Here is a 23,277-nt window from a genome sequence, read left to right as displayed (position 1 = left end):
GCCCGCCTCAGAGGAGGTTCTGGACATAGAGTTCGTCGATCCCCATGCTCTCCAGGAAGACTTCGAGATCTATCCGTTCCGAGGGGCGGGAGATGGCCGAGTAACCTTCCCTGTCCCTCCTGAGGAGGAGGATGTTCTCCCTGCCGCCGTACTTCACAACCTCGGGGTGGTGAGTGGTGACGATCACCTGCCGCCCCAGGTGACAGGCGACGTCCTGCATCATCGTGACGAGTTTCGCGATCAGGTGGGGGTGGATGTTCCTCTCAGGTTCTTCGATGATGACCACCGGTTTCTCCTCGAAATAGAGGATGACAACAAGAGCGGTGAGGTTGATCGTCCCGTCCGAAAGGAGGAAAGAGGGGACTGCGGCGCCGGCGGTGTACTCCTCCTTCACCGTGGCGATGAGAGAGCGGTCGGCGATGACATCGACCCTGATCTCCTCGATGAAGGGGAGGAGGTCGCGGACGAATGACCAGGCGCGGCGTTTCTTCTCCGGGTCCGCCAGGATCGCCCTGAGCACCAGGGCGAGGTTGCGTCCGTCCTGCTCGAGTTCGGCACGGCCCGGGATCTCGGCGGCCCTCTTTGCCAGGCGGGGGTCGAGGTCATAGTGGCCGATCTCGCGGAAGAAACCTCCGACACGGGAGACCAGGGGCGAGAAGGTCGGGTAGATCGCAGGGCTCTCCAGGATCGACTCGTCTGGGGCAAGCTTCGCAGGCATCAGGGGGGTGCACTCGGGTTCAGGCGCGAGGCCTGGCGGTATCACCGTGCAGCCGACCGCACCGTCGGCCGACCTGACGAGAGTGATCTCTCCCTCGCCCGGAGACGAGGGCCGGCCGTTGCCGTCCACGACAGTATAGGTGCACGACGCCGTGATCCGCTCCTCGGCCACCGTGCAACCGCCTCCGGCGCAGGCGAGTGTGATCTCATAGGTGCCCCGCAGGGCCGACGCCTCGATCACCCGGCCCCCGTCCCGGAAAAAGCGCACCTTCGCCGGGTCTGCGGCGGCGTCGAGGGAGACCGAGATCCCGGTCGTTTCACCGGGAGGAGCGCGGAGGTTCCGGATATACTCCCCGCCCCCCTGGAGGGATACGGCATTGGCAAAGCCCTCGCGTGCGCAGTCAGAAAGGAAGGTGAAGGCGTCGACAAAGTTCGACTTGCCGGCGGCATTCGGGCCGATGATCACGGAGAAGGGGCCGAAGACGGCCGATGCGGCCCGGAAACTCTTGAAGTTCCTGAGAGAAATTCCTGAAATCTTCATCGTGCATCTCAGGATCGGGTATTGCCTCGAGGGAAATAAAGCGCTTCTCTTTTTTGAATCTGTATATTTATATACAATGGCGAGTATGCACAACTATGGGTTTCTACGGAGAAGTGCTCGACAAAATCTCCGACCTGATTACGGCCGCGTTCGGGTTGGTCGCCGCGCTGGCGTGGAATGGCGCGATCCAGGCGCTCTTCGTCGAGGTCTTCGGGACGACGGAGAGCCTCGCGGCACAGTTCAGTTATGCGATCGTTGTCACGATCCTGGCCGTGCTTGCCACGATCTGGATCGCACGGATGGCCGCACGGGCGGGAACAGAGAAAAAAGAGTGAGAACGTGATCCAGGAGAATTCCTTTTATGGAGTTCCTGCTCCGGGGGACTACGCCCCCGGTCACTTGAAAACCTTCGGTTTTCTCGAACTCGCTGCCGCTCGTTCCCCGCTCAGGATAGGGGTGGGATTGCAACCTTCCTCCTCAGGAAATCCTGTTCGCTCCCGGGGGCAGCGAGCGCCAGCGAGCTTGAGAGCCCCCGGCGAACTGTAGGGGGAAGGCGGTTGATCCGCGCATTCCCTCAAAAGGATCCGGGGGGATATATCGACCTGAGCCCGAGGGACGACCATGGAAATGATCCAGAAGATCCGTTTTCCGGGTTTGCATGAGGTTTTGACTCTCAATGAGCACCCCATGGTGGAGATGGAGAGGACAAAACCACCTTCAGAACGATCCGCCCTCTGCATTCTCGGTCCTATCGCAATCCCGGGGGCCCGGGGGAACGACCAGAGGGAGCGTGAGAAGATCTTTGATCTTCGATAGCGCCCCCGGCGCGAGCGTGCGGGAAGGCACGTCGACCAGACGAACTCCTCAGAACAATTTTCATGCGAGATGCTTGAGTCTCCCTCAGGGACTCATGCCAGATTTCACAAGACCGAGAGGACTTACTTCCAGATCCAGCCGATAACCCCGCTGTCCGCGGTCTCGTTCTCGGCGAGGGCCCGGAGGCGCTCCTGCTCCTCCTCCATCACCCTCAACTGGTCCTGGAGAAGGGTGCGGGTCTCATTGTCGCAGGTGCAGTTCTCCACCAGGCGCTGCATCTCCCGGATCTGGTCTCGGCTCTGGTTCAGGTTCTGGAAGAGGGTTTCGGCCGCGGCTTCGTCGCCGCCGGCAAGGAAACGCATCCAGCCCGGCCGCGCCTGGATCTGCTCCTCGGCCCGGACGCGGGTCTGGATCGAGTTGTTGAAGGTACGGGCGATCGCCGAGACGTTCTTCCCGATGCCGCCGTCCATCTCGCCGAGGGCGAGGAAGGTGTGGACGGCAAGGCGGACCTCGTTCTGGTTCTTCCAGACCTTCTGCTTCTCAGGGGGGAGAGTGCCGGTCTCGTTCTCCAGGTCGTCCGCGGTCTGGTTGACCCGTTCCCTCAGGCGTTCGTGGAGGGTGGCGTTCTTCTTCACCTGTCCGGGAGCGGCGCTCACCTTCGCAACGATGTGTTTGCCATTCCCCGGCGCCTTCGTCGGTTCAGGTGTCGCATTGACTGTTTGGTCCGGCTCGTCACCTGCATCCTCCTCCTGGAGGACAGGGACACCGTTTCCTGCTTTCGCCTGACCGTTCCCGTTCCCGTTGCCGGGGACCGCAAGGGCCGGCGTAACGAGGAGGAGACAGAGAATGAGCACGGCTGCTTTTCTCATCATCTGATAATCACCAGGAATGCCTCTGTCAGGGTCGGATAAGAATATGTTGAACCCGGAAGTTCAGCCTTCGCAATCGAGAGAGGAGGCATACCTCTTCCAGAGGAACCAGAGTCCCACGATCAGCAGGGCGATCAGGCCGAGAGCGCCGAGGCCGAGGGTCGGGTCCTCCCTGAAGAGACCGATGACGGCGTCTGCCCCAAGGGCGATGGCGTAACTGCTGACAAAGCTCCCGATGAGAACGCACCCGACTGCACGCTGCGCGGTGAAGCCCATGATCCTCCCGAGTATCGTGGCGTTCATCCCCCCGGACCCCTGGAAGGGAACGATCACGAAGACGACCAAACCTGCGGTTGAGAGGCGCTCAAGCCAGGGGCGGGCATCGAGAAATGCCCTACCGCCGGCCATGAACTTCCCGAGGAATGGGCCGAGCACCGGGATCTTCAGGGTGAGGTCGAGGTTGAGGGCGACGAAGAGGGAACAGCAGAGGTCCACCGTCACCGTGCAGGCGGCTATGAGCCACCAGGGTTCGCCAAGGCCGATCCCGACCGGGATCACCGTCTCCTTCCCGGCCGGGGGCACAAGGTACACGAAGAGCAACCCGGCAAGGGTCAGGAACTCCTGATAGGACCTCGTGAGGTAGAGCACAAGGAGGAGGAGGGCGCCGAGCCCGAAGGGAAGGGCGAGTTTGATCGCCCTGTCGGCCAACGGATTCGCATGAAAGGTGACATCCCTGAGGGAGAGGATCCCGGTCATCTGTCACGAGAGATTGGCGGCCCACCCATATGAAGGAGCGCCACACGACACAGGACAAGAACAGAAGCACCGGCGAGGACGAGCGCGACGACCACCGTACCCGCAGCGCAATACTCCCTGAGGAGAGACGCGGCGGCACCGGCACCGAGAGCGAGGAGAGTAGACCCGACGACCGAGCCGGCCGAGACGCAGACGACCACCGCACGCCTGCTCATCCCGAGCACTTGGCCGGCAAACGCCCCGCCGACACCGCCCGAGCCCGCAAAGGGGAGGACGGTAAAGAGGACGAGTCCCGGATAGGAGAGGCGGCGCAACGCGGGGTGGCGTTCAAAGAAGGTACCGGCGACACCGGCAGTGCGGGAGAGGGCAGGGCCGACGTACGGGAGGGCCATAAGGAGGTCGGCGTTCAGGACGATGAAGAGGCAGCCGGCGATGTCCACCCAGGCAAAGGAAGCAGCGGTGAGCCACCAGGGGTAGCCAAGGGCCGCCGCAACCGGGATGAGGGCCTCGCCCCCGACAGGTGGGACGATATATGCGACAACAAGGGCAAGGTAGACCGGGGCCAGGGCAGGGAAGGCAAGGGCGAGGGCCAGGACGTACAGGGGGTACATCAGGAGAGGGATGCCGAGCCTGAGGGCGCGGTCGAGTGCCGGATCCTCCACAAACAGCGTACCTCCTTTCAGGTCCATCGGAGAGGGGGTCGGCGGCCGGGGATAAAAGAGTGGCGGGTCAGGGATGGCCCCGCTCGGCAAGGATGCGCCCGACGATCTGGGACGAGGAGGAGAGAGGCCCCTCGTATCGGCCTATCCGCACCACGCGGGCCCGCAGGCCGTGCTCCCGCAGGGCCCGCTCAAGATCGTCCTCCTTGAAGAACTGGTTGAAGCCGAGGGTGATCACGTCGGGGTCGATCTCCCTGATAGGGGCGAACATATCGGCCTGGTCGCCGAGGCGGGCATGGTCGACCGGCTTCAGGGCCGCCACCATCGCGAGGCGCTGCTCCTCCGGGATGATGGGCTTTGGCTTGTGGCGGACATTGACGTCCCGCGCCACGATCACGTGGAGGTCGTCGCCGAGTTTCTTCGACTCCTCCAGGTAGAAGAGGTGTCCGGGGTGGAGGATGTCGAAGGTGCCGGTGGCGACGATCCGCTTCATTCCACCACCTCGAGGTCATAGGGTTGACCGTCCGCGGTGAAGCAGGCCCAGTCATCGGGGCCGTACGGCCAGCCGATGATCAGGTTGCAACGGCCTGTCCTCGGGAAGAAGGAGAGGTCGGCGTCCGAAGGATAGAGGACGCCGTTCGGGTGGGAGTGGGCGCTTCCCGTGTTGTGGGTGCCGAGGGGGAGCATGTCCAGGAAGACGCTCGCGCTCTCCTCGTTGCTTGTCGTGCCCGGCACGAGGTCGAGTTCGGTGATGATGCCGTTCTCTTCCCTGAGGATGGCGGCGAACTCGTTCGGGTGATGCTCGGCCCCCAGCCTGAGGAGGAGGTCGAGGAGGTCGGCGGAGATACCCCTGATCTTCATAGGTCTATGGAACTTGGGCGGCATGGCCAATCAATGATTGCATCGGAGGATCAGAGGGGACCGTCCTGCACATAGCTCCTGCCGAACTGAACGGCGATCTCGGCCCGCGCCAGTTCCCGGCCGAGATAGGCGGCGTGGTCGAGGCGGGTGACGCGTCCCCCCTCCAGCAGGGCGGCGGCGAGGTCGGCGGCCGTCCTGCCACGGTAGACCGTGCCCAGGTGCTCGGCAAGGATCCAGCCGTCTTCGACGACGATCCTGATATTTCCGGCGGGGTCAGGGGTGAACGCAGCAGGGGCGGGAGGGACGTCCTGAGGTTCGCCGGCAGGAAGGGGCTCGTGCCGCCGTCTCTTCTCCTTGAGGACCAGGAGGTCGATGCCAAGGTCCTTCGGGTACGGGTGGTCGCCCATCACTGCCATCATCTCGGTCGCCAGGCGCATCTCCGCGACCGATCCCCTCGTTTTGTCAGAGTGCTCTGAGGTGAAGACGACAGAGGCCCCGACCTCGAAGGCGCAGGCCGCAAGCAGGGCGTTCACGCCGACCGAGTCGGCGTCGATGAGTTCGGTGACGTTGCCGGCGCCGAAGAAGAGGGGCACGCCAAGATCGGAAAAGCCGCAGAGCGAGGTGACAAATCCTGAGCCCGCAGGCTGGAGGAGAGGGTCGGCGATGAGGGCGAAGATGCCGGCGTCCTGTGCGGCGCGGAGGTTCGCCGCAAGGCTGGCCGCGCCCGGCACGACGACCACGGCGGCACCGGCCACTGCCACCTCCTCCCCGACGAGGGGGATGTTCCCCTCGTGGAGGGAGAGGACCAGATCGGCACGGCAGAGCGCCGCCCTGATCAGGGTCGGGTCCTGTGTGTCCGCGGCAAGAGGCCCCTCGATCCCATCGAGGGCCGCAAAGCACCTCTCCACGTCGGCGGGCGTCGCGTCGAAGCCGAAGCCGAGGTCGACGATGTCGGCACCCCTCGCAAAGAAATCCTCGACGGCGTATCTCAAGGAGGGGTGGCGGTGGGCGTCCATGATCTCGGCAAGGACCTTCATCCGCGACCCGCCGCCGATCTTCGTTCCCCGCAGGACGATCTCAGGCTCCGCGGCATCTTCGAGAACGGAAAGGCGGCGGTACGCCGCGTCCCGTCTCTCCGCGGCAAAGAGTTCGTCGGCAGGGACATCCCTGGAGAGGGCGACCTTCCCGAGGAGGGGGAGAACCATGGCGAGGTCCGTGGCATGACGCGGACCGCGATAGACAGGCACGCCGGTTTCCTCCTCGACAGAGGCAAAGGAGGCCGTCGACATCCCGGAGACCAGGACGAGATCATAGTCTCCGGCTTTGACGAGATCCCGAAGACGTTCCGGGGTCAGGAACGCGGCGATCTCGCCGGTGACGATGACGTCGGCGTCAAAGCCCTCCGCGGCCTTCCGGACGACTCCGGCGGTCGCCTCGCCTGTGGGAAGGAGGATCCGCATACCATTCCTTAAGAGGGCGGAGACCTAAAATGATCTGATCCCATGCTGAGATGTGATCTGCACATCCATACCAGATATTCCCGTGACGGCGAGAGCAGCGTCGAGGATATACTGAGACAGGCCGAGGCCGTCGGGCTCGACGCGGTTGCGATCACCGACCACGACACCGTGGAGGGGGCTCTCCATGCCCTCCAGTGTCGGACGTCCGTGATCGTCATACCCGGGACGGAGATCTCGACAAAACAGGGGCACCTCCTTGCCCTCGGCGTCACAAAAGCCTTTCCGAAGGGCATGGACTTTTTTGAGGCCGTACACCGCGCCCGTGAGGCGGGCGCTGTCCTCATCCTCCCCCACCCCTACCATATGTGGCGCCACGGCGTCGGCCTGAAACTCAGGGCCGGCCCGGCCCTCGTCGACGCCATCGAGGTCTTCAACAGCAGGTACATCATGGGGACCGCGAACAGAAAGGCGGCAATGGTCGCCCGGAACCTCGGAAAACCCGCGGTCGGAGGGAGCGACGCACACCAGGCCCGCTTTGTCGGCTACGGCTACACCCTCGTCAATGCCGACCGCAACCCCGACGCCATCCTGGAGGCGATCCGCACCGGAAAAACCGCGGCAGGCGGGAAGATGACCCCGCTCCGCTCATATACCACCCAGTCCCTGAAGAGTTCCTGGAAGAAGATTCAGGCCAGGATCCCGAAATGAGGCTTGCGTTCAGGATCGGCTACTGGGGGGACGACTTCTACGGTTCCCAGGTCCAGCCCAACGTGCGCACTGTGGAGGGCGACGTGATCGCGGCGTGTAAAGAGATCGGCCTGTTCGCGAACCCGAAGGAGGCAAGGTTCGCCTTCGCCGGCAGGACCGACCGCGGCGTCCATGCCGCAGGGCAGGTCTGCGCCTTCACAACCGCCGAGCCGGAGAGGGCGGTGGCGGCCCTGCGTTTCGAACTCCCGGCCGACATCTGGACGACAGGGTGGGCAGAGGTGCATGACCATTTCAGCCCGAGAAAGGAAGCCGCCGCACGGACGTACCGCTACTATTTTGTCGAGCACCCAGGCGACACGGCTGCGATGGACGACGCGGCGCAGGAGTTCGTGGGCGAACACGACTTCTCCCTCTTCTCCCGGCAGAGCGAGCGCACCCCTGTCCGCCGCATCATGGCGGCCCATGTCGCGGATGAAGACGGCTTCTGCGTCTTTACGGTGACGGCCGAGAGTTTTCTCTGGAACATGGTGCGGTGCATGGCCTTCGCCCTCGCCGCGGTCGGCAGAGGGGAGATAGATGCCGGCGGGATCAGGGCCCTGCTGGCAGGAGAGGGAGCGGCGCGTGTGCCGGCAGCACCACCCGGCGGTCTGATCCTCATCGACGTCGCGTATCCTTTCTCCTTCACTCCCCTCCCCCCCTCGCCAAAGGCTGAGAGGGCACATGTCGAGCGGGAACAGGACTTCAGGTTAAAAAAGAGGGTGACTGCAGCCCTACGCGGGCTGAGCCTGGATCTCCTTCGGGAGGAGCAGGCCGACGACAAACTCAGGGACCTGCCGTGAGGTCTTGACAGAGAGGAAGAAGTTCTCCTTTCCCTCGACAAGCCCCCTGTACTTCATGAGCATCTTGAAGTCTGTGGACAGGAGGGTGACGCCAAAGACCTTCATGCTGGCATGGTGCTCTGCCACTTCCTTCTCGTCGCCGACGACGAGTTTCTCCCTGTTGCCATTGGCGTCGAGAATGAGTTCATTGTCATAGCTGAGGACCATCATCCTGACATTCCCGATCGTGACAGGTTCGCCGTCAGGGAACCAGGCATTGTAGGTCGTCATGTACGGGTAGGTGGCTCCCGGCGTCGGGTCCCCGATCTCGACGTCCAGGGTGAATGCCGCCGCAGCGACGAGGATCACCAGAAGTCCCAGGACGCCGAGAACGACCCTCTTCCTCCCGCCCTTTTTCACGGGTTCAGGGGCCGGGGGAGGCGCCGTCGGTTGCTCGACCGGGACTGACTGTGATGGCTGAGGGAGGTCTGCCGGAGGGACGGTGCCGTCCGCCGCGTCATCGTGGACATGTTCTTCGGTCATAATTTCCCGGGGAGAGTGCGTGTCTTCAGCATTTATGGCTGATGGATTTCGCCGGGAGATCTGGCGATCCGAACCAACAAGCCCAAGTCAGCGCGCACCCAAATTATGTACGTCCATAATAGCAACCTACAAGAGTCCCCCGACAAATGTAATGATCGATAATGAGCAACTATCACTGGTGAGGAGTTGAGCACTATTTCTGAGATTCCGAAAGAGGAGTACATCAAGACCTGCACAGCCGCATGTGCAGGGTGCAGTTCCTCCCTCTGTCTTCGCTATGTCCTGAAGGCCGCGGGGCCCGACACGGTCCTTGTCATCCCGGCCTGCTGTACATCGGTGATCCAGGGGGTGTACCCGAACACGTCCTTCAATGTCCCGGTGTACAACATCGCCTTCGCAGCGGCGGCGGCCTGCGCCTCGGGCATGAGCAAGGCGTTCAGGAGCGCGGGGAAGAAGACAAACGTCATCGCCTATGCAGGCGACGGAGGGACGGTGGACATCGGCATCCAGGCGCTGTCCGGCGCATTCGAGCGCGGCACCGACTTTCTGTACATCTGCTACGACAACGAGGCCTACGGGAACACCGGCATGCAGCGGTCGGGCGCCACCCCCCTCGGCGCCCTGACGACGACGACGCCGGGCGGCAAGGGTGAGTTCAAGAAGGACCTCGACAGGATCGTCGCCGCCCACAATCCACCCTACATGGCGACGGCGTGCAGTTCCTACCCCCTCGACCTGTACAAGAAGGTCAAGAAGGCGCTCTCCATTGAAGGGCCGAAGTTCATCCACATCCTTGCGCCCTGCCCGCCGGGCTGGCGCTACGAGTCTGACCGCACGATCGAGATGGGCAAACTCGCGGTGAAGACCGGTTCGTGGGTGCTCTGGGAACGCGAGTACGGGAAGCTGACTGTCTCCGGGCCCTCGAAGGCCGCGATGAAGAACCCGCTGCCCCTCGAAGAATACCTGAAGGGCCAGGGCCGTTTCAAGAAGGCGACCCCCGAGATCATCGCCAAACTCCAGCAGGCCCTGAACAAGAACCTGGAGAGGATCAGGAAAGAGGAGGAAGGAATATGCTGATCATCTCAACAGGGAACAAGGCCGTCGCCGCGGCGGTGAAACAGGCGCACCCGTCTGTCGTCGCCGCCTATCCGATCACGCCGCAGACCGAGATCATCGAACAGATCGCAAACTACGTCGCCAACAAGGAGATCGAGACCGAGTACATCCCGGTGGAGAGCGAGCACTCGGCGATGGCCGCGTGTATCGGCGCATCGGTGACAGGGGTGCGGACCTTTACAGCGACGAGTTCCCACGGCCTGCTGTACATGCACGAGATGCTCCACTGGGCCGCGGGGGCCCGCCTGCCCATCGTGATGGCGAACGTGAACCGCGCCCTCGGGCCTGGCTGGAACACCTGGGCCGAGCACACGGATGCCTTCTCTCAGCGCGACACAGGCTGGCTGCAGGTCTTTGTCGGGACTGTCCAGGAGGCCTACGACGCCACCCTGATGGCCTTCCGTATCGCCGAGGACGAGCGCGTCCTCCTGCCGGTAATGGTTAACCTCGACGGCTTCTCCCTCTCCCATATCATGCAGTCCCTGGACACCGTGGAACTGGGAGACTTCATCCCACCGATGAAGTTGCCCCATGCGATCGACGTGAACAACCCGATGGGCTATGGGCCGATGACCGGGCCTGCCGACTACTTCACGTTCAGGTGGGACATCGAGCGCTCGATGCGGGACGCACGGGACGTGATCCGCGAGACGGAGGAGGAGTTCGCACGTCGGTTCGGACGGAAATACGGCCCGACAGAGGACTACCTCTGCGAGGACGCGGATGTGGTGGTCGTCTCGATGGGCACCCTCGGCAAGGAGGCCGAGGTGGCCGTCGACATCCTCCGCAAGGAGGGTATCAAGGCCGGTTCGATGCGCCTGCGCTGGTTCAGGCCCTTCCCCGACCTCGACCTGAAGGGGAAGGAGGTCGTGGTCATCGACCGCGACTACTCCTTCGGCTTCGGCGGCGTGGTGGCGGCCTCGATCCGGGCGAAGACCGGCGTCGAGTGCTACAACGTGATCGCCGGCCTCGGCGGTCAGGAGGTCACCTACGACGATATCGCGGGCTTCGTGCGGGACCGGAAGATCGGTGAAGAGATGTGGTTCGGGGTGAGCGAGTAATGTACGAGATCAGGATCCATTCCCGCGGCGGGCAGGGCGGCGTGACTGCGGCCCGTCTCCTCGCCCTTGCGGCGTTCAGGGACGGGAAGCACGCCACCGCATGTCCCTTCTACGGGGCAGAGCGCCGGGGCGCACCTGTCGTCTCCTTCGTGCGGATCGACGACGCCCCGATCAAGATCTATTCCCAGATCAGGAACCCTGACATGGTCGTCGTCCTCGACGCCTCGGTGATGGAGACGGTGGACGTCCTCCAGGGACTCAAGGAGGGTGGAAGCGTGCTCGTCAACTCAGAGCACCCCCACGAGTTTCCGGGATTTGCCTCGTGCCACGTCGACCTCACCGGCATCGCCCTCTCAAAGAACCTGGCGATCGCGGGGACGCCGATCGTGAACACTCCCTTCCTGGGGGCGGCGGCAAGGCTCGGCATCGTCTCCTTCGCGTCGGCAAAACAGGCGATCAGGGAGATGTTCTCCGACGAGAGGAACGTGCAGGTGGCCGAGGCCGCCTACGAGGAGATGGTCATATGAGAGAGCGGCTTGCACTGAGCAGACCGAAGGCCGGGGCCTGCGGGCTTACCGGGTCGTGGCGGGTCTTCCGCCCGGTGGTGGACAGGGAGAAGTGCAACCAGTGCGGGATCTGCGCTATCCACTGCCCTGACGGCGTGATCGACGAGGAACTGAATATCGACCTCGATTTCTGCAAGGGCTGCGGCGTCTGCGCCAATGTCTGCCCGAAGAAAGCGATCACGATGGTCCGTGAAGAGCGGTGAAGAGTCTCGGGAAGACCGTCAACTATTCTGGGGGGAGGAGTGACATCCTCCTCCAAATCTAAGGTTGGGGATAAGGACAACATCTCGTAAGAGCGAACAGTCTCATCCTGAGGAGGGAGATTGCCATCCACCGGTTCAATCTTGAGCGGGGGGCCGGGGGCGTAGTCCCCCGGACAGGATGCTGATCCACTGCCTTCCCCTTACTGCCCGCCGGGGGACTGCCTCGAAGACTTCGTCTTCTCGTTGCCCCCGGACCCCCGACCTATGATAGGGCCAGGGAAGTGCGAACACGGGTTTCGAAGAGTGAGATGGCTATTATCCCCACCTATCATGAGCGGGGTGCGAGCGGAGCGAGCTTGAGAAAGCCAGAGGCTTTCGAGGGCGGGGGCGATAGTCCCCCGGCGCGGGACATCGAACAAACAGACTCCAGAACCACCTCTGTTCTCTAAAGTGCGCGTGGCAAAAAGTTTCCCCCCAAACCCCCACCCCGCTCGATGGAGATCCTTTTTTTCCGGCCAGAACAAAGAGTTGGTACGATGACGCCAGCAGATCCCCCGACAAAAGATGTCGCTCTCGTTCACTGCCGGACGTACGACGAAGAACAGGTCTATGCCGCGGTGGAAAGGGCGGTCGGCCTCCTCGGCGGGGTCGGGGCCTTCGTACCGCGGGGGAGTCGGGTGCTCCTCAAGCCCAACCTCCTGATGGGCGCGGAGCCCAGGCAGGCGGTCACCACCCACCCTGCGGTCGTGAAGGCGGTCGCACGCCTGCTTGCAGACCACGGCTGCACGGTCGTCATCGCCGACTCGCCAGGGGCGGGGACCCGCTATACCTCGCGGAACCTTGAAAAGGCATATGAAAGATCCGGCTTTACCGGGGCGGCCGAAATCCCGGGGGTCTCCCTCTCCACCGCGACCTCGTCGAAGGCCGTCCCCTTCCCGGAGGGGGAGGTGATGAAGCGCTTCTCCATCATTGACGCAGCACGCGATGCCGACGCGATCGTCGTCGTCTCGAAGGCGAAGACCCACCTCTTCACCGGCTACTCCGGCGCCGTCAAGAACCTCTTCGGCGTGATCCCCGGTCTTGAAAAACCGGTCTTCCACGCGAGGTTCAGGGACCCGCAGGAATTTGCGGGGATGCTCCTCGACCTCAACACCCTGGTGCGCCCGGCCCTCCAGATCATGGACGCGGTCGTCGGGATGGAGGGGGACGGCCCGATGTCGGGATCGCCGCGGCCTATCGGGGCGCTCCTCGCCGGTGCGGACGCGACGGCGGTCGACATCGTCACCGCCAGGTTGATGGGACTGGACCCGGCCGACATCTGTACGATCAGGGGTGCCGAGGAGCGCGGATGGGTCAGGAAGGACTTCAGGGAGGTCGGGGTGATCGGCGACGACCCGGCGGCAGTGACGGTCTCCGACTTCAGGAAGGCGTCCACCCACCCCGCGGCCCCGGCCATCCCCTTCCTCAACAGGCAGATCCTCTCCTTCTTTCGACGGCAGGGGACGGAGATCAGGCCGACGCCGGTGCCAGATCCCGAAAAGTGCACGGGTTGCGGGAGGTGCGTCCGCGCCTGCCCGGTCGCGGTGATCAGCATCGAGGAGGGGAGGGCCGTGATCGACGAATCCGCCTGCATCCGCTGCTACTGCTGCCACGAGATGTGTGAAAACAGGGCTATCGCGCTGCGACAGGGATTCGCGGGAAAACTCCTCTCGTCCCTCCTCAGGTGAGGCCGGCAGAATCTGCCATATATTGCCACTTTTTTGACGAAATAAACCCAAATGACATCTTTAAAAAGAAATAGAGATGTTAAAACACGTTAAAATTCTTATCTTTTTCAAAAAAGGCGTAGAAAAGACATCGGGGCACGGATATCCCCAATATACGCATTCAAAAAGATACAGAGTACGAAATAATCGAGCAGATAAAATGCGATCTATTAAATATCATACTTGGTAGATGATCAGATATCCCGGAGCGCCCCGGCCCATGCGGCCGGAGCCCGATGTCTGACCCCACGCACACACGGCACCCTCCGGTGATGGGAAGCTGAAAACGGCGACAATCGCCCTCCAGAGCAAAAATCAGACAGGAGATCATCATGCCAGAGAAAGAACCCACCATCGAAGATTGTCAGAAAAAGATCACCAGACTGGAGAAGGAGATCAGGAGAAACGAGAACCTGGCCGCGGGCATGGACCAGATCCCCCTCCCGGCCCACATCATAGACACTGACTTCAACGTCCTCTACATCAACAGGGCGGCCGCGGACCTCCTCGGGAAAAGGCAGGAGGACTGCATCGGCAAACCTTGCTATGACCTCTACAGGACAGGCCTCTGCAACTCGAAGGAATGCCCCTGTCATGTCGCGATGAAGGAGGGGCAGGTCAACACCATCACCAACGACCTCGGGGACGGACGGGTGATCAAGTGCACCGGCGTCCCGTACAGGGACGGCAGCGGCACGACCATCGGGGCCGTCGAATACTTCCCCGACGTCACCGGCGAAGTCAGAATGATCAAAGACCTCCTCGGCGTGGCCGACGGGATCAGAAACGGAAACCTCTCTGTCAGGGCGAAACTTGACGGCGAGGGCGAACTCCTCCAGATCGCGAAGGGCGTCAACGAGATCATCGATGCGGTCACCGAACCCCTTCCGCCGACCATCGCCGTGATCGACCAGATCGGGCGGGGCGAGACCCCCGAGAAGATCACGGCCGATTACAGGGGCGACTTCAAGAAGCTCAAGGAGAGCATCAACCGGTGCGTCGACGGCCTCGAGTCCCTCGGGGAATGCGATGCCGTCCTCCAGAGGATCGCCGCGAACGACTACACGAAAAAGGTCGAAGGGCAGTATACCGGTGTATATGCCGACATCGCCGACGCAGTGAACACTGTCCGCGAGCGCCTTCTCGTCGTTGTCAGGGTCGCCACCAACATCTCTCAGGGTGACCTCTCCGACCGCGATGAACTCAAGAAGGTCGGGAAGCGTTCAGAGAACGACAGGATGCTCCCTGCACTGATCGGGATGGGCGAGGGGCTTGCAGCCCTGGTCAGGGATGTCGAGATGCTCGCAAAAGCGGGCCAGGAAGGGAAACTCTCTGTCAGGGCCGACGTCTCCCGCCACCAGGGCTCCTTCGCCGAGGTGGTCTCCGGTGTCAACGGCCTCCTCGACGCCATTCATGAGCCCCTGGACGAGGGGATGCGGGTCTCGGCGGCCATCGCCGACGGCGACTACACGAAGACGTTCTCCGACGACATCGAGGTTTCCGGAGAATTCAAGCGCTTCAGGGATTCCCTGAACCAGATATCAGTCAATGGCAGCGGCGCGTTCAGGCAGGTCAAGCAGGCAGCCGAACAGGTCCAGCTCGGTACTCTCGAAGCGAGCAAGGGCGGGGACCAGATCGCCAAGGCAGCGGAGCAGGTGGCCCTCACCAGTCAGCGGTGCGCCGACCTCGGCAAGAAGACCCTCACCAAGATGGAGGAGATCACCCAGAAGTTCAGCGACCTCTCGGCCTCGAACGAGGAGGTCGCGAGCACCTCGCAGGAAGTCCTTGAGAGGGCCCAGAATGTCGCCGAAATGGGCAGGGACGCGGAGAAGCTCGGCAATGACGCCAACACGAAGATCACGGTCGTCGAAAAGATCGCCAGCGAGAGCGTGGTCAACATAACCCAGCTCAACCAGGAGATCCACGAGATCGACAAGATCGTGAAGCTCATCACCGACATCTCCAACCAGACTAACCTCCTCGCCCTCAATGCCGCGATCGAGGCGGCACGGGCGGGCGAGCACGGCCGCGGCTTCGCTGTCGTCGCGGGTGAAGTGAGGAACCTCGCGGGAGAGTCGAAGAAGGCCACAAACGACATCGAGAACCTCATCGCCTCCATTCAGTCAAAGAGCGAGAAGACGGCCACAGCGATCAACTCGGCAAACACCGAGATCGCCTCCAGTGTCGAGAGCGTGAACAAGGCGATCGTCGCCCTGAACAGGATCGTCGAGGGCGCGGTCTCGGTAACCCACGACATGGGCGAGATCGCGAAGGCCATCGAGGACCAGGCGAACACGAGCAATGCCGTCGTTCAGATCGTCGAAGACGGCAACAACCTGACGAGGTCGAGCCTCGAACAGATCGAAGATCTGGCAGCCCTTGCGGAGGAGACGAGCGCCTCCACCCAGGAGATCAACAGCGCCACCCACGAACTCCATGACCTGGCGGCCGATCTCGAAAAGCAGATGGACAGGTTCAAAGTCTGAAGGCGGGGATAGACCGTGGTAAAGACCATCGACGTCGTGGAATTCGAGATCGGGGGCACCAGATATGCCCTCGACATTCTCCTGGCACGGGAGATCGTGGAGATGATCCCGATCACCCCCGTGCCGCGGGCACCGCCCCATATTGCCGGGATCATCAACCTGAGGGGCGAGATCACGAATATCATCAACCTCACCACTCTCCTCCAGCTCCCTGACAGAGGGGACGTGATGAACAGGAAGATCATCGTCCTCGTCCCTGAGGTCGCGAGCGGGTCCAACCTCGGGATCATCGTCGACGACGTCCATTCGGTGATGCAGATTGCCGAGGATGACGTGGAGACAATGGACGCGTCGCTCTGCCATGAGGCATTCGTGAAGGGGATCATCAAGATCGGCGGGGATGACATCAAGGAAAAGGGCCTCGTGATCTGGATCGACATGACAAAGGTCCTCGGGGGCCTCGCAACCGCAGGCTGAGAGGGGATAGGATCATCCACCTTTGCCAAACCCAGATCGCAAAATAGTCATATATAGTACTTAAAAACATAAAAAACGTACAGAATGAAAAATTTAAAAAATAGGAATTAATAAATATCATCGCCGGATAGAGATATATTATCCGGAAAAAGGTGCACATCGTGCACAACGCCACCATGCCAGGAACTCGCCGTCATTCGAAACAGAGTGAGCACGAGACAAGACATAAAACAAAGATAGAGGGTAAAAATGATTGATGTCAACGAAATCGCACACATACTGGAATCCGCAGCTGCAGGGGACTTCTCCCGGCAGATCGGCGAAGAGGACATAGACCCTGCCCTGCGGCCGGTCCTGTCTCCCCTCAGGGAATGCCTGGAGAGGATGCAGAAACACGAACAACAGATCAGCGAAGCGCGGGAGCAGGCAGAATGGTACGAGGCCATCCTGGACAGGATACCCTTCCCCATCACCGTCACTGACATGAACATGAACTGGACCTTCATAAACAAGGGTTTTGAAGACCAGTGGGGCAGGGACCGCGTGAGAGACCGCGGCATCTCCTGCATGGCAACGAAGGGACCGCTCTGCAACGAGGGGGAGTGCGGCATCATCAAACTCCGCCGGAGCGGAAAGGACGAGATCACAACCCTCTTCGAGAAGGACGGCGCAAGCTTCCAGCTCGACGTCGCATACCTGAAGAACAAAGAGGGCGAGAAGATCGGCCACATCGAGATCGTCCAGGACATCACCGCCCTCAAACAGACGGAGAAGGAGGCCCAGGAAAAGGCAGAATGGTACGAGGCCATCATCGACCGACTACCCCTCCCCATCAGCGTCACCGACATGAACATGAACTGGACCTTCATAAACAAGTTCTGGGAAGACCAGTGGGGCAGGGACCGCGTGAGAGACTGCGGCACCTGCTGCATGGCAACGAAGGGACCACTCTGCAACGAGGAGGAGTGCGGTGTCATCAAACTCCGCCGGAGCGGAAAGGACGAGATCAAGACCCTCTTCGAGAAGGACGGCGCAAGCTTCCAGCTCGACGTCGCATATCTGAAGAACGAAGAGGGGGAGAAGATCGGCCATATCGAGATCATCCAGGACATCACCGCCCTCAAACAGGCAGAGAAAGAGGCACAGGAACAGGCCCGCCTCCTTGCGGAGAGCGCTGAGGAGATGCGGAAGGCGATGGACACCATGGCCGCCGGCGACCTCACCGCCCTCGTCAAGATCGAGGACGGCGACCCCCTCAAGCAACTCAAACTGAACTACCGGCAGGCCCGCGAGTCCCTGAAGGAGACACTGACAGAGATCGCCACGGTCGCCAGTCAGGTCGACGACGGGACGAAAGAGACGAGCCGGAGCGCCGAGGACATCGCGAAGGCGATCGAGCAGGTCGCAACGACAAGCCAGAAGTCCGCGGAAGGGGCGAGGAAGAGCCTGGAGAACATCGAGGAGATTGCACGGACGATGGCCGACCTCTCCGCCTCCGTGGAGGAGATCGCGAGCACCTCTCAGGACGTCCTCCAGAAGACCGGCGAAGCTGCCGAACTCGGCGACCAGGCAGAGATTCTCGGCAAGGAAGCCTCCGGGAAGATGCGGGGCGTCGAGGGGATCGCACGGAAGAGCGTCGAGGAGATCACCCGGCTCAACGACCAGATGCAGGAGATCAGCAAGATCGTGAAGCTCATCAACGACATCTCCAACCAGACCAACCTCCTCGCCCTCAATGCCGCGATCGAGGCGGCACGGGCGGGCGAGCACGGCCGGGGCTTTGCCGTCGTCGCAGGCGAGGTCAGAAACCTTGCAGGCGAATCGAAGAAGGCGACAAACGATATCGAGAACCTCATCTCCACTATCCAGACCACCACTGACAAGACCGCAGAGAACATGGAGTCGGCCTACAGTGAGATCAATTCCGGGATCTCGAGCGTGGAGAAGGCCATCGAGGCGCTGAACACCATCGCAAAGGCATCGAAAGAGGCGAACCAGAACATCGGCGAGATCGCGAAGGCCACCGAGGACCAGGCCAGCGCCACCAACCGTGCGATGGAGGCGATGGAGCGGACGAGAACAGAGGTCCAGCAGAACATCAAGGGCATCGAGAACATGGCCGCCCTCACCGAGGAGGTCAGTGCTTCGGCCCAGGAGGTCGGCGGCGGCGCCCAGGAAATGGCCGGCCTCGCCGAAAACCTGAAGAAGAGACTCGACAAATTCACCCTCTGAGGGTCAGAACATGGCAGAAACAGTAGACGTGGTGAAATTCGAACTCGGCGGCGAGTATTATGCCCTCGATATCCACCTGGCACGGGAGATCGTGGAGATGATCCCGATCACTCCCGTGCCCAGGGCGCCCTCCCACATCGCCGGCGTCATCAATCTGAGGGGCGAGATCACGAACATCATCGACCTCGCCACCCTCCTCAACGTCCAGACCAGATCCGAGACAGAGAACAGGAAGATCATCGTCCTCGTCTCGGAAGCGACCGGCGGTTCAAACCTCGGGATCATCGTCGACGACGTCAGCGCCGTGATGCAGGTCACTGAGGCCGACGTGGAGAAGATGGACGCAGGCCTCTGCCGCGAGGCCTATGTGAAAGGGATCATCAAGACACGGGAGAATAAGAGCGACGAGACCGATGCGACCGGCCTTGTGATCTGGATCGACGTGGCAAAGGTCCTTGAAGACCTCACCGGTCTGCACGGGGCCTGAAGGCGCGCGGGCAACTTCCTCCTTTTTTCCAGAGACATCTTTTTATAGCGTGTGTATCCCCTCTTGGCGGGGAAGACACGATGGACACCTTTGAGGAGAAAGTCCAGGCAATGAAAAATATGGCGCCTGAAGACGTTCAGGCGGCAGTTGAGAAGTTGAAATCGATGTGCATCTGCCCGACATGCCCGGTTGCACGGGATATGGGGCTGAAGTACACCTTCTTCTGTACTCGGGGGGCGGAAAAGGCGCAACGGTACGAACACACGGTCTGGGGGACGAAGATGGTCTGAAGGGCCATCTCTGATCCAGACCATTCAAACTATTTTCATGCGCCGTGCCGCCGGTCCGGTTCCTCTTTGCCGGAGTGACAGATCGAGGGGCAGTGCGCACACTCTGCCGGGCAGGGTTCGACCCGGATCGAGACATTAGCCCGGGGAAACTCAAGCCCGATGTCGGACTCGATATGTTTCACCAGGTCATAGGCTGTCTGAAGACTATCAGCCCGAGAGACGACGAGGTGGAGGTCGATGAAGCGCTCCGAACCGGCCCGCCTTGTCCTGAGAGCGTGGAAGTCCACCACATCCGAAGAATGGTCACAGATGATCTGCCGGATCCGCTCCTCCTCCTCGGGCGGGAGGGCATGGTCGGTGAGGTCGGAGAAGGCCCGCCGCGTCAGGTCAAAGGCCGCCTTCATGATGATCACCGCGACGCCGAGGGCGAAGACGGCGTCGAGGACGACAAGGCCGGTAAGCCTGATGGCGACAAGCCCGGCAAGCATCGCAAGGGAGGTGTACACGTCGGTCCGCAGGTGCCATGCGTCGCTTTCAAGGGCGATCGACTCGGTCTCCTTCGCCGCCCGCATCAGGCGGGCCGAGACATACCAGTTCACGCCGGCCGAGAGGAGCATCACGGCCATGCCGAATCCGAGGGCATCCATGGCAAGGCCGTGGCTTCCCGTAAGGAGGGTTCCGAGCGCTTCCCTGATGATGAGAGCGGCCGCCACGAAGATGAGGATTGCCTCGATGAGGCCGGAAAAGTCCTCGAACTTCCCGTGGCCGAAACGATGGCAGGCGTCAGCGGGCTCTGACGCCTTTCTTATGGACAGGAAGGCAATACCCGCGGCCACAAGGTCGATCCCGGAATGGATCGCCTCGGAGATAATACCGACCGATCCGATCGCACACCCTACGGCGAGTTTCGTCACCACAAGGAGTGTGTTCGAAACGACCGAGAGACGTGCGGTCTTCTGCTTCACGACATCCGCAGATTCAGGTTCTCTCCGAATGATATCACCAACAGCATGAGGGCGGATATGCCGCCCGTCGATAACTTTTACGATTTGCGCTCAATCGGGATAGGGTTTGTGATCCGTTAGCGCGGAGGGCAGGTCACCGTTTCCGGCAGAGATACTTGTAGACTTCCATAACAAAGACCAGAGAGAGGGCGATTGTAAGCAGGGAGAGCCAGAGGGGGAGAGAGACGGGGGCGACACCAAGGACGCCCTGCATCACCGGAACCTGCATCGCAATGATATGGATGCCCTGCGCCGCCATCACGCCGACGATAAGAAACGGATTCCGGCCGACAGGGATCCGAAAAATAGACCCGCACTCAGAACGGCAGTTGAAGGCATGGACGTTCTCCATCAGGACCATGAAGAGGAGGAGGACGTTTCGCGCCGCTTCCTCACCCCAACCACCCCCGATCAGCCACACCCAGAGGAGGAAGGCGGTGACGCCGATGTACGAGCCCGAGACAAGGGTTTCTTCGACCATCAGGCGGTTGAAGATCCCTTCCCTGGGGGACCGCGGCCTCCGCCCCATCACGTCGGGTTCGCCACCCTCAAAGGCGAGGGCGACGTCCTGGATGCCATTGGTCACCAGGTTCAGCCAGAGGAGTTGTACGGCAAGGAGGGGGAGGGGCAGCCCCGCAAGGAGGGCGAGGGTGAAAAGGAGGACTTCAGCGGCCCCGGTGGATATGAGGAGATAGGTGACCTTCCTGATGTTGTCATAGGTCGCCCGGCCACCCTCGATCCCGGAGACGATCGAGGAGAAGGCGTCGTCGGTGATGATGATCGAGGCAGTGTCCTTCGCGAGGTCTGTCCCTGAACCCATGGCAACACCGATGTTCGCCCGCCTGAGGGCCGGGGCGTCGTTCACCCCGTCACCGGTCACGGCGACATAGTGCCCTTCCCCCTGAAGCCCCTCCACGATCGCGGACTTCTGGAGGGGGGCGACGCGGGAGAAGACCTGCGCCTTCGCGACCAGGTCACGGAATGCAGGACTGTCCGGCGACCCGGCCCCTGCCAGGTCCTCCCCGGTGACGATGTCGCCTTCAGACGAGGCAATGCCAAGGTCACGCGCGATCGCCAGCGCCGTCGCCGGGTGGTCGCCGGTGACCATCACCACCCTGATCCCGGCCTGCCTGCAGGTCTCCACCGCTGTCGCCGCATCGTGCCTGAGGGGATCGATGAAGCAGGCGAGGCCAAGGAAAAAAAGAGGCGGGATGTCCCCCTCGTCGAAGGGGAGGTCAACGCCGCCCGCAACCTCACCGGAAGCCACGGCAATGACCCTGAAACCTCGGGCCGCAAGGAGGGCGGCCTCCTCCCCGGCACCAGGCGGGGCGGTCGGGCAGCGGGGGATCACCACCTCAGGAGCGCCTTTCATGGCGACGAGGATCCTCCCGTCCTCCCGGTAGAACGCGGCCGCATATCTCCGCTCGGGCTCGAAAGGGATGTCGGCGAGGATGGCTTCCTCCTCCCGCACTGTCTCCGGGAAAAGGCCCAGTTTGTAGGCGGCAGCAAGGAATGCCACGTCGATGGCGTCGCCATAGTGCTCCCAATCCCCGTCCCGCCGCACGAGCACCGCCTCGTTGCAGAGGACGGACGCCCGGATCATCCCCTGCAGCCTGAGATAATCCGCCTCTGCAGGAGATGAACCGTCCGCCGCAACGATCCGGCCTTCGCCGCGATAGCCCTCGCCGAGCACCGTATAGCGCCGTCTGTCAGGGAGGACGATCTGCGTCAGGGTCTGCTCGTTGACCGTGAGCGTCCCGGTCTTGTCGCTGGCGATGCAGGTGCAACTCCCCAGGCCCTCGACCGCCGCCAGGTTCCTGACGACGACGTTGCGCGTCGCAATCCTGCTGACGCCAAGAGAAAGAGCGACGGTGATCGCCACAGGCAGGCCCTCGGGGATCGCGGAGACCGCAAGGGCAACGGCCAGGAAGAAGACCTCGACGGGCTCGATGCCCCGGAGAAGAGCGGCCACGCCGAGAACCGCACTCGCCCCGACGACGAGTATCCCCACCCAGCGAGAGAACTGCTCCATCCTGATGAGGAGGGGAGGTTTCATCGTCTCCATCGCGGAGAGAGTCGTCGCGATCTTCCCGACCTCGGTCCCTGTGCCTGTGGCGACGACGACCCCGCTCCCCCGCCCGGATACGACGGTGGACCCGGCATAGGCCATGTTCGCCCGCCCCATCAGGGGGGCGTCAGGGAGCAGGGGATCCGCGACCTTGCCGGCAGGCACCGACTCACCGGTGAGGAGGGACTCGTCGACAGAGAGGACGTTCTCTCTGAGAATCCTGAGGTCGGCAGGGACACGGCTGCCCGGTTCGAGGAGGACAATATCGCCGGGCACGATCTCCTCCGCGGGGACACCGCTCTCTCTCCCCTCCCTCCGCACCCGACCCGTGATCCTGAGGAGGACCCGGAGGGCCGCCGCACTCTGTTCGGCCTTCCACTCCTGGACGACGCCGAGGGCGGCGTTGATCAGGATGACCGCAAAGATGAAGAGGGCGTCCGTATGGTCGCCAAGCAGGAATGAAACGGTTCCGGCGATGATGAGAATGAAGATGAGAGGGCTTTTGAACTGGCGGAGGAAGACAGTGAGAAAGGAGGGAGGTGCCCTCTCGGGGAGGGCGTTTCTCCCGTACAGGGCGAGACGTCTGGCCGCCTCTCCGCGGGAGAGACCCTCCGGTGACGAACCCGCTTTCAGGAGTGACTCAGACTCAGACAGGGCGTGCCAGAGGGTTTCACTCTCCGGGATATCAACCACGCGTGATCAGCTCGCACCCGATATCGACCGGGCGGTATATTCCTCTTGTGGGGGCACGAACATGGCCGCACGAAAATATG

General features: G+C 62.1%; 24 protein-coding genes. 14 read left to right on the top strand and 10 right to left on the bottom strand.

All coding sequences use genetic code 11. The features are described from left to right. Positions 1–7: 7 nt before the first annotated feature. Complete coding sequence (locus MEFOE_RS01860; protein ID WP_067047506.1) at positions 8–1,258, bottom strand: AAA family ATPase; 1,251 nt, start codon at positions 1,256–1,258, stop codon at positions 8–10. A gap of 95 nt (positions 1,259–1,353) precedes the next feature. Here MEFOE_RS01860 and MEFOE_RS01855 point away from each other — a divergent pair, with 95 nt between their 5' ends. Both MEFOE_RS01855 and MEFOE_RS01850 read left to right on the top strand, forming a co-directional pair. Beyond that, positions 1,354–1,593 (top strand): DUF5654 family protein, encoded by a 240-nt coding sequence (locus MEFOE_RS01855; protein WP_067047503.1) that lies wholly within the window; start codon positions 1,354–1,356, stop codon positions 1,591–1,593. 286 nt (positions 1,594–1,879) lie between these two features. Beyond that, positions 1,880–2,074: a hypothetical protein gene (locus tag MEFOE_RS01850; protein ID WP_067047500.1), complete on the top strand. Its 195-nt coding sequence runs from the start codon at positions 1,880–1,882 to the stop codon at positions 2,072–2,074. A gap of 122 nt (positions 2,075–2,196) precedes the next feature. Here MEFOE_RS01850 and MEFOE_RS01845 read toward each other — a convergent pair whose 3' ends face one another. From MEFOE_RS01845 to MEFOE_RS01820, 6 genes are read right to left on the bottom strand one after another with little or no spacing between them, the layout of a single operon-like run. Continuing rightward, positions 2,197–2,946, bottom strand: coding sequence for a hypothetical protein (locus tag MEFOE_RS01845; protein WP_067047496.1), 750 nt, complete (start codon positions 2,944–2,946; stop codon positions 2,197–2,199). Positions 2,947–3,006: 60 nt separating this feature from the next. Then, the gene (locus MEFOE_RS01840) at positions 3,007–3,699 is read right to left on the bottom strand and encodes a small multi-drug export protein (protein WP_067047493.1); all 693 of its coding nucleotides are present in this window, start codon (positions 3,697–3,699) and stop codon (positions 3,007–3,009) included. After that, a complete protein-coding gene (locus MEFOE_RS01835) occupies positions 3,696–4,388 on the bottom strand; it encodes a small multi-drug export protein (protein WP_067047490.1) in 693 nt (230 codons plus the stop codon). The genes MEFOE_RS01840 and MEFOE_RS01835 overlap by 4 nt, the downstream gene beginning before the upstream one ends. 40 nt (positions 4,389–4,428) lie before the next feature. Continuing rightward, the gene (locus tag MEFOE_RS01830; protein WP_067047487.1) at positions 4,429–4,851 is read right to left on the bottom strand and encodes an adenylyltransferase/cytidyltransferase family protein; all 423 of its coding nucleotides are present in this window, start codon (positions 4,849–4,851) and stop codon (positions 4,429–4,431) included. Continuing rightward, complete coding sequence (locus MEFOE_RS01825) at positions 4,848–5,219, bottom strand: Mov34/MPN/PAD-1 family protein (RefSeq protein ID WP_067047485.1); 372 nt, start codon at positions 5,217–5,219, stop codon at positions 4,848–4,850. The genes MEFOE_RS01830 and MEFOE_RS01825 overlap by 4 nt, the downstream gene beginning before the upstream one ends. A 50-nt stretch (positions 5,220–5,269) precedes the next feature. Then, positions 5,270–6,679, bottom strand: coding sequence for a dihydropteroate synthase-like protein (locus MEFOE_RS01820; RefSeq protein WP_067047482.1), 1,410 nt, complete (start codon positions 6,677–6,679; stop codon positions 5,270–5,272). A 42-nt stretch (positions 6,680–6,721) separates the two neighbouring features. On the opposite strand from MEFOE_RS01820, the gene MEFOE_RS01815 reads away from it, so the two are divergent. Continuing rightward, positions 6,722–7,387, top strand: a complete 666-nt coding sequence (locus MEFOE_RS01815; protein WP_067047479.1) for a PHP domain-containing protein — start codon at positions 6,722–6,724, stop codon at positions 7,385–7,387. Beyond that, on the top strand, positions 7,384–8,226 hold the full coding sequence (gene truA, locus MEFOE_RS01810; RefSeq protein ID WP_067047475.1) for a tRNA pseudouridine(38-40) synthase TruA: 843 nt from the start codon (positions 7,384–7,386) through the stop codon (positions 8,224–8,226). Before MEFOE_RS01815 ends, truA begins: the two co-directional genes overlap by 4 nt. On the opposite strand, the gene MEFOE_RS01805 is transcribed toward truA, so the two are convergent. After that, a complete protein-coding gene (locus MEFOE_RS01805; protein ID WP_067047471.1) occupies positions 8,158–8,748 on the bottom strand; it encodes a hypothetical protein in 591 nt (196 codons plus the stop codon). The two genes, truA and MEFOE_RS01805, sit on opposite strands and share 69 nt — an antisense overlap. A 195-nt stretch (positions 8,749–8,943) precedes the next feature. On the opposite strand from MEFOE_RS01805, the gene MEFOE_RS01800 reads away from it, so the two are divergent. The 10 genes from MEFOE_RS01800 (at position 8,944) to MEFOE_RS01755 (ending at position 19,432) form a co-directional block, all read left to right on the top strand. Then, the gene (locus MEFOE_RS01800; protein ID WP_067052828.1) at positions 8,944–9,825 is read left to right on the top strand and encodes a thiamine pyrophosphate-dependent enzyme; all 882 of its coding nucleotides are present in this window, start codon (positions 8,944–8,946) and stop codon (positions 9,823–9,825) included. Beyond that, positions 9,819–10,925, top strand: coding sequence for a transketolase C-terminal domain-containing protein (locus MEFOE_RS01795; RefSeq protein ID WP_067047466.1), 1,107 nt, complete (start codon positions 9,819–9,821; stop codon positions 10,923–10,925). The genes MEFOE_RS01800 and MEFOE_RS01795 overlap by 7 nt, the downstream gene beginning before the upstream one ends. Continuing rightward, positions 10,925–11,452: a 2-oxoacid:acceptor oxidoreductase family protein gene (locus MEFOE_RS01790; RefSeq protein WP_067047463.1), complete on the top strand. Its 528-nt coding sequence runs from the start codon at positions 10,925–10,927 to the stop codon at positions 11,450–11,452. The genes MEFOE_RS01795 and MEFOE_RS01790 overlap by 1 nt, the downstream gene beginning before the upstream one ends. Further along, positions 11,449–11,694, top strand: coding sequence for a 4Fe-4S binding protein (locus MEFOE_RS01785; RefSeq protein WP_067047460.1), 246 nt, complete (start codon positions 11,449–11,451; stop codon positions 11,692–11,694). Before MEFOE_RS01790 ends, MEFOE_RS01785 begins: the two co-directional genes overlap by 4 nt. 536 nt (positions 11,695–12,230) lie before the next feature. Beyond that, positions 12,231–13,421, top strand: a complete 1,191-nt coding sequence (locus tag MEFOE_RS01780) for a DUF362 domain-containing protein (protein WP_067047457.1) — start codon at positions 12,231–12,233, stop codon at positions 13,419–13,421. A gap of 371 nt (positions 13,422–13,792) precedes the next feature. Beyond that, the gene (locus MEFOE_RS01775; protein ID WP_067047454.1) at positions 13,793–15,946 is read left to right on the top strand and encodes a methyl-accepting chemotaxis protein; all 2,154 of its coding nucleotides are present in this window, start codon (positions 13,793–13,795) and stop codon (positions 15,944–15,946) included. 15 nt (positions 15,947–15,961) lie between these two features. After that, the gene (locus MEFOE_RS01770; protein ID WP_067047451.1) at positions 15,962–16,423 is read left to right on the top strand and encodes a chemotaxis protein CheW; all 462 of its coding nucleotides are present in this window, start codon (positions 15,962–15,964) and stop codon (positions 16,421–16,423) included. A 249-nt stretch (positions 16,424–16,672) separates the two neighbouring features. After that, a complete protein-coding gene (locus MEFOE_RS01765; RefSeq protein ID WP_067047448.1) occupies positions 16,673–18,655 on the top strand; it encodes a methyl-accepting chemotaxis protein in 1,983 nt (660 codons plus the stop codon). Positions 18,656–18,665: 10 nt separating this feature from the next. Next, positions 18,666–19,142 carry a chemotaxis protein CheW gene (locus MEFOE_RS01760; RefSeq protein WP_067047445.1) on the top strand — a complete coding sequence of 159 codons (477 nt, stop codon included), beginning with the start codon at positions 18,666–18,668 and terminating at the stop codon, positions 19,140–19,142. 80 nt (positions 19,143–19,222) lie between these two features. Next, the gene (locus tag MEFOE_RS01755; RefSeq protein ID WP_067047442.1) at positions 19,223–19,432 is read left to right on the top strand and encodes a DUF2769 domain-containing protein; all 210 of its coding nucleotides are present in this window, start codon (positions 19,223–19,225) and stop codon (positions 19,430–19,432) included. Positions 19,433–19,467: 35 nt separating this feature from the next. Here MEFOE_RS01755 and MEFOE_RS01750 read toward each other — a convergent pair whose 3' ends face one another. Then, a complete protein-coding gene (locus tag MEFOE_RS01750) occupies positions 19,468–20,397 on the bottom strand; it encodes a cation diffusion facilitator family transporter (protein ID WP_235809533.1) in 930 nt (309 codons plus the stop codon). 133 nt (positions 20,398–20,530) lie between these two features. Next, positions 20,531–23,197 carry a cation-translocating P-type ATPase gene (locus MEFOE_RS01745; protein WP_067047437.1) on the bottom strand — a complete coding sequence of 889 codons (2,667 nt, stop codon included), beginning with the start codon at positions 23,195–23,197 and terminating at the stop codon, positions 20,531–20,533. Positions 23,198–23,277 lie beyond the last annotated feature (80 nt).

This window comes from Methanofollis ethanolicus (genome assembly GCF_001571385.1).
GTDB lineage: Archaea > Halobacteriota > Methanomicrobia > Methanomicrobiales > Methanofollaceae > Methanofollis > Methanofollis ethanolicus.
Note: the sequence above shows the minus strand (reverse complement) of the source record. Positions and strands in the feature narration are given on the sequence as shown.

Excerpts from the sequence above, each read along its gene's own strand:
- MEFOE_RS01860 (WP_067047506.1), bottom strand. The coding sequence starts at position 1,258 with ATGAAGATTTCAGGAATTTCTCTCAGGAACTTCAAGAGTTTCCGGGCC.
- MEFOE_RS01855 (WP_067047503.1), top strand. The coding sequence starts at position 1,354 with ATGGGTTTCTACGGAGAAGTGCTCGACAAAATCTCCGACCTGATTACG.
- MEFOE_RS01850 (WP_067047500.1), top strand. The coding sequence starts at position 1,880 with ATGGAAATGATCCAGAAGATCCGTTTTCCGGGTTTGCATGAGGTTTTG.
- MEFOE_RS01845 (WP_067047496.1), bottom strand. The coding sequence starts at position 2,946 with ATGATGAGAAAAGCAGCCGTGCTCATTCTCTGTCTCCTCCTCGTTACG.
- MEFOE_RS01840 (WP_067047493.1), bottom strand. The coding sequence starts at position 3,699 with ATGACCGGGATCCTCTCCCTCAGGGATGTCACCTTTCATGCGAATCCG.
- MEFOE_RS01835 (WP_067047490.1), bottom strand. The coding sequence starts at position 4,388 with ATGGACCTGAAAGGAGGTACGCTGTTTGTGGAGGATCCGGCACTCGAC.
- MEFOE_RS01830 (WP_067047487.1), bottom strand. The coding sequence starts at position 4,851 with ATGAAGCGGATCGTCGCCACCGGCACCTTCGACATCCTCCACCCCGGA.
- MEFOE_RS01825 (WP_067047485.1), bottom strand. The coding sequence starts at position 5,219 with ATGAAGATCAGGGGTATCTCCGCCGACCTCCTCGACCTCCTCCTCAGG.
- MEFOE_RS01820 (WP_067047482.1), bottom strand. The coding sequence starts at position 6,679 with ATGCGGATCCTCCTTCCCACAGGCGAGGCGACCGCCGGAGTCGTCCGG.
- MEFOE_RS01815 (WP_067047479.1), top strand. The coding sequence starts at position 6,722 with ATGCTGAGATGTGATCTGCACATCCATACCAGATATTCCCGTGACGGC.
- truA (WP_067047475.1), top strand. The coding sequence starts at position 7,384 with ATGAGGCTTGCGTTCAGGATCGGCTACTGGGGGGACGACTTCTACGGT.
- MEFOE_RS01805 (WP_067047471.1), bottom strand. The coding sequence starts at position 8,748 with ATGACCGAAGAACATGTCCACGATGACGCGGCGGACGGCACCGTCCCT.
- MEFOE_RS01795 (WP_067047466.1), top strand. The coding sequence starts at position 9,819 with ATGCTGATCATCTCAACAGGGAACAAGGCCGTCGCCGCGGCGGTGAAA.
- MEFOE_RS01790 (WP_067047463.1), top strand. The coding sequence starts at position 10,925 with ATGTACGAGATCAGGATCCATTCCCGCGGCGGGCAGGGCGGCGTGACT.
- MEFOE_RS01785 (WP_067047460.1), top strand. The coding sequence starts at position 11,449 with ATGAGAGAGCGGCTTGCACTGAGCAGACCGAAGGCCGGGGCCTGCGGG.
- MEFOE_RS01780 (WP_067047457.1), top strand. The coding sequence starts at position 12,231 with ATGACGCCAGCAGATCCCCCGACAAAAGATGTCGCTCTCGTTCACTGC.
- MEFOE_RS01775 (WP_067047454.1), top strand. The coding sequence starts at position 13,793 with ATGCCAGAGAAAGAACCCACCATCGAAGATTGTCAGAAAAAGATCACC.
- MEFOE_RS01765 (WP_067047448.1), top strand. The coding sequence starts at position 16,673 with ATGATTGATGTCAACGAAATCGCACACATACTGGAATCCGCAGCTGCA.
- MEFOE_RS01760 (WP_067047445.1), top strand. The coding sequence starts at position 18,666 with ATGGCAGAAACAGTAGACGTGGTGAAATTCGAACTCGGCGGCGAGTAT.
- MEFOE_RS01755 (WP_067047442.1), top strand. The coding sequence starts at position 19,223 with ATGGACACCTTTGAGGAGAAAGTCCAGGCAATGAAAAATATGGCGCCT.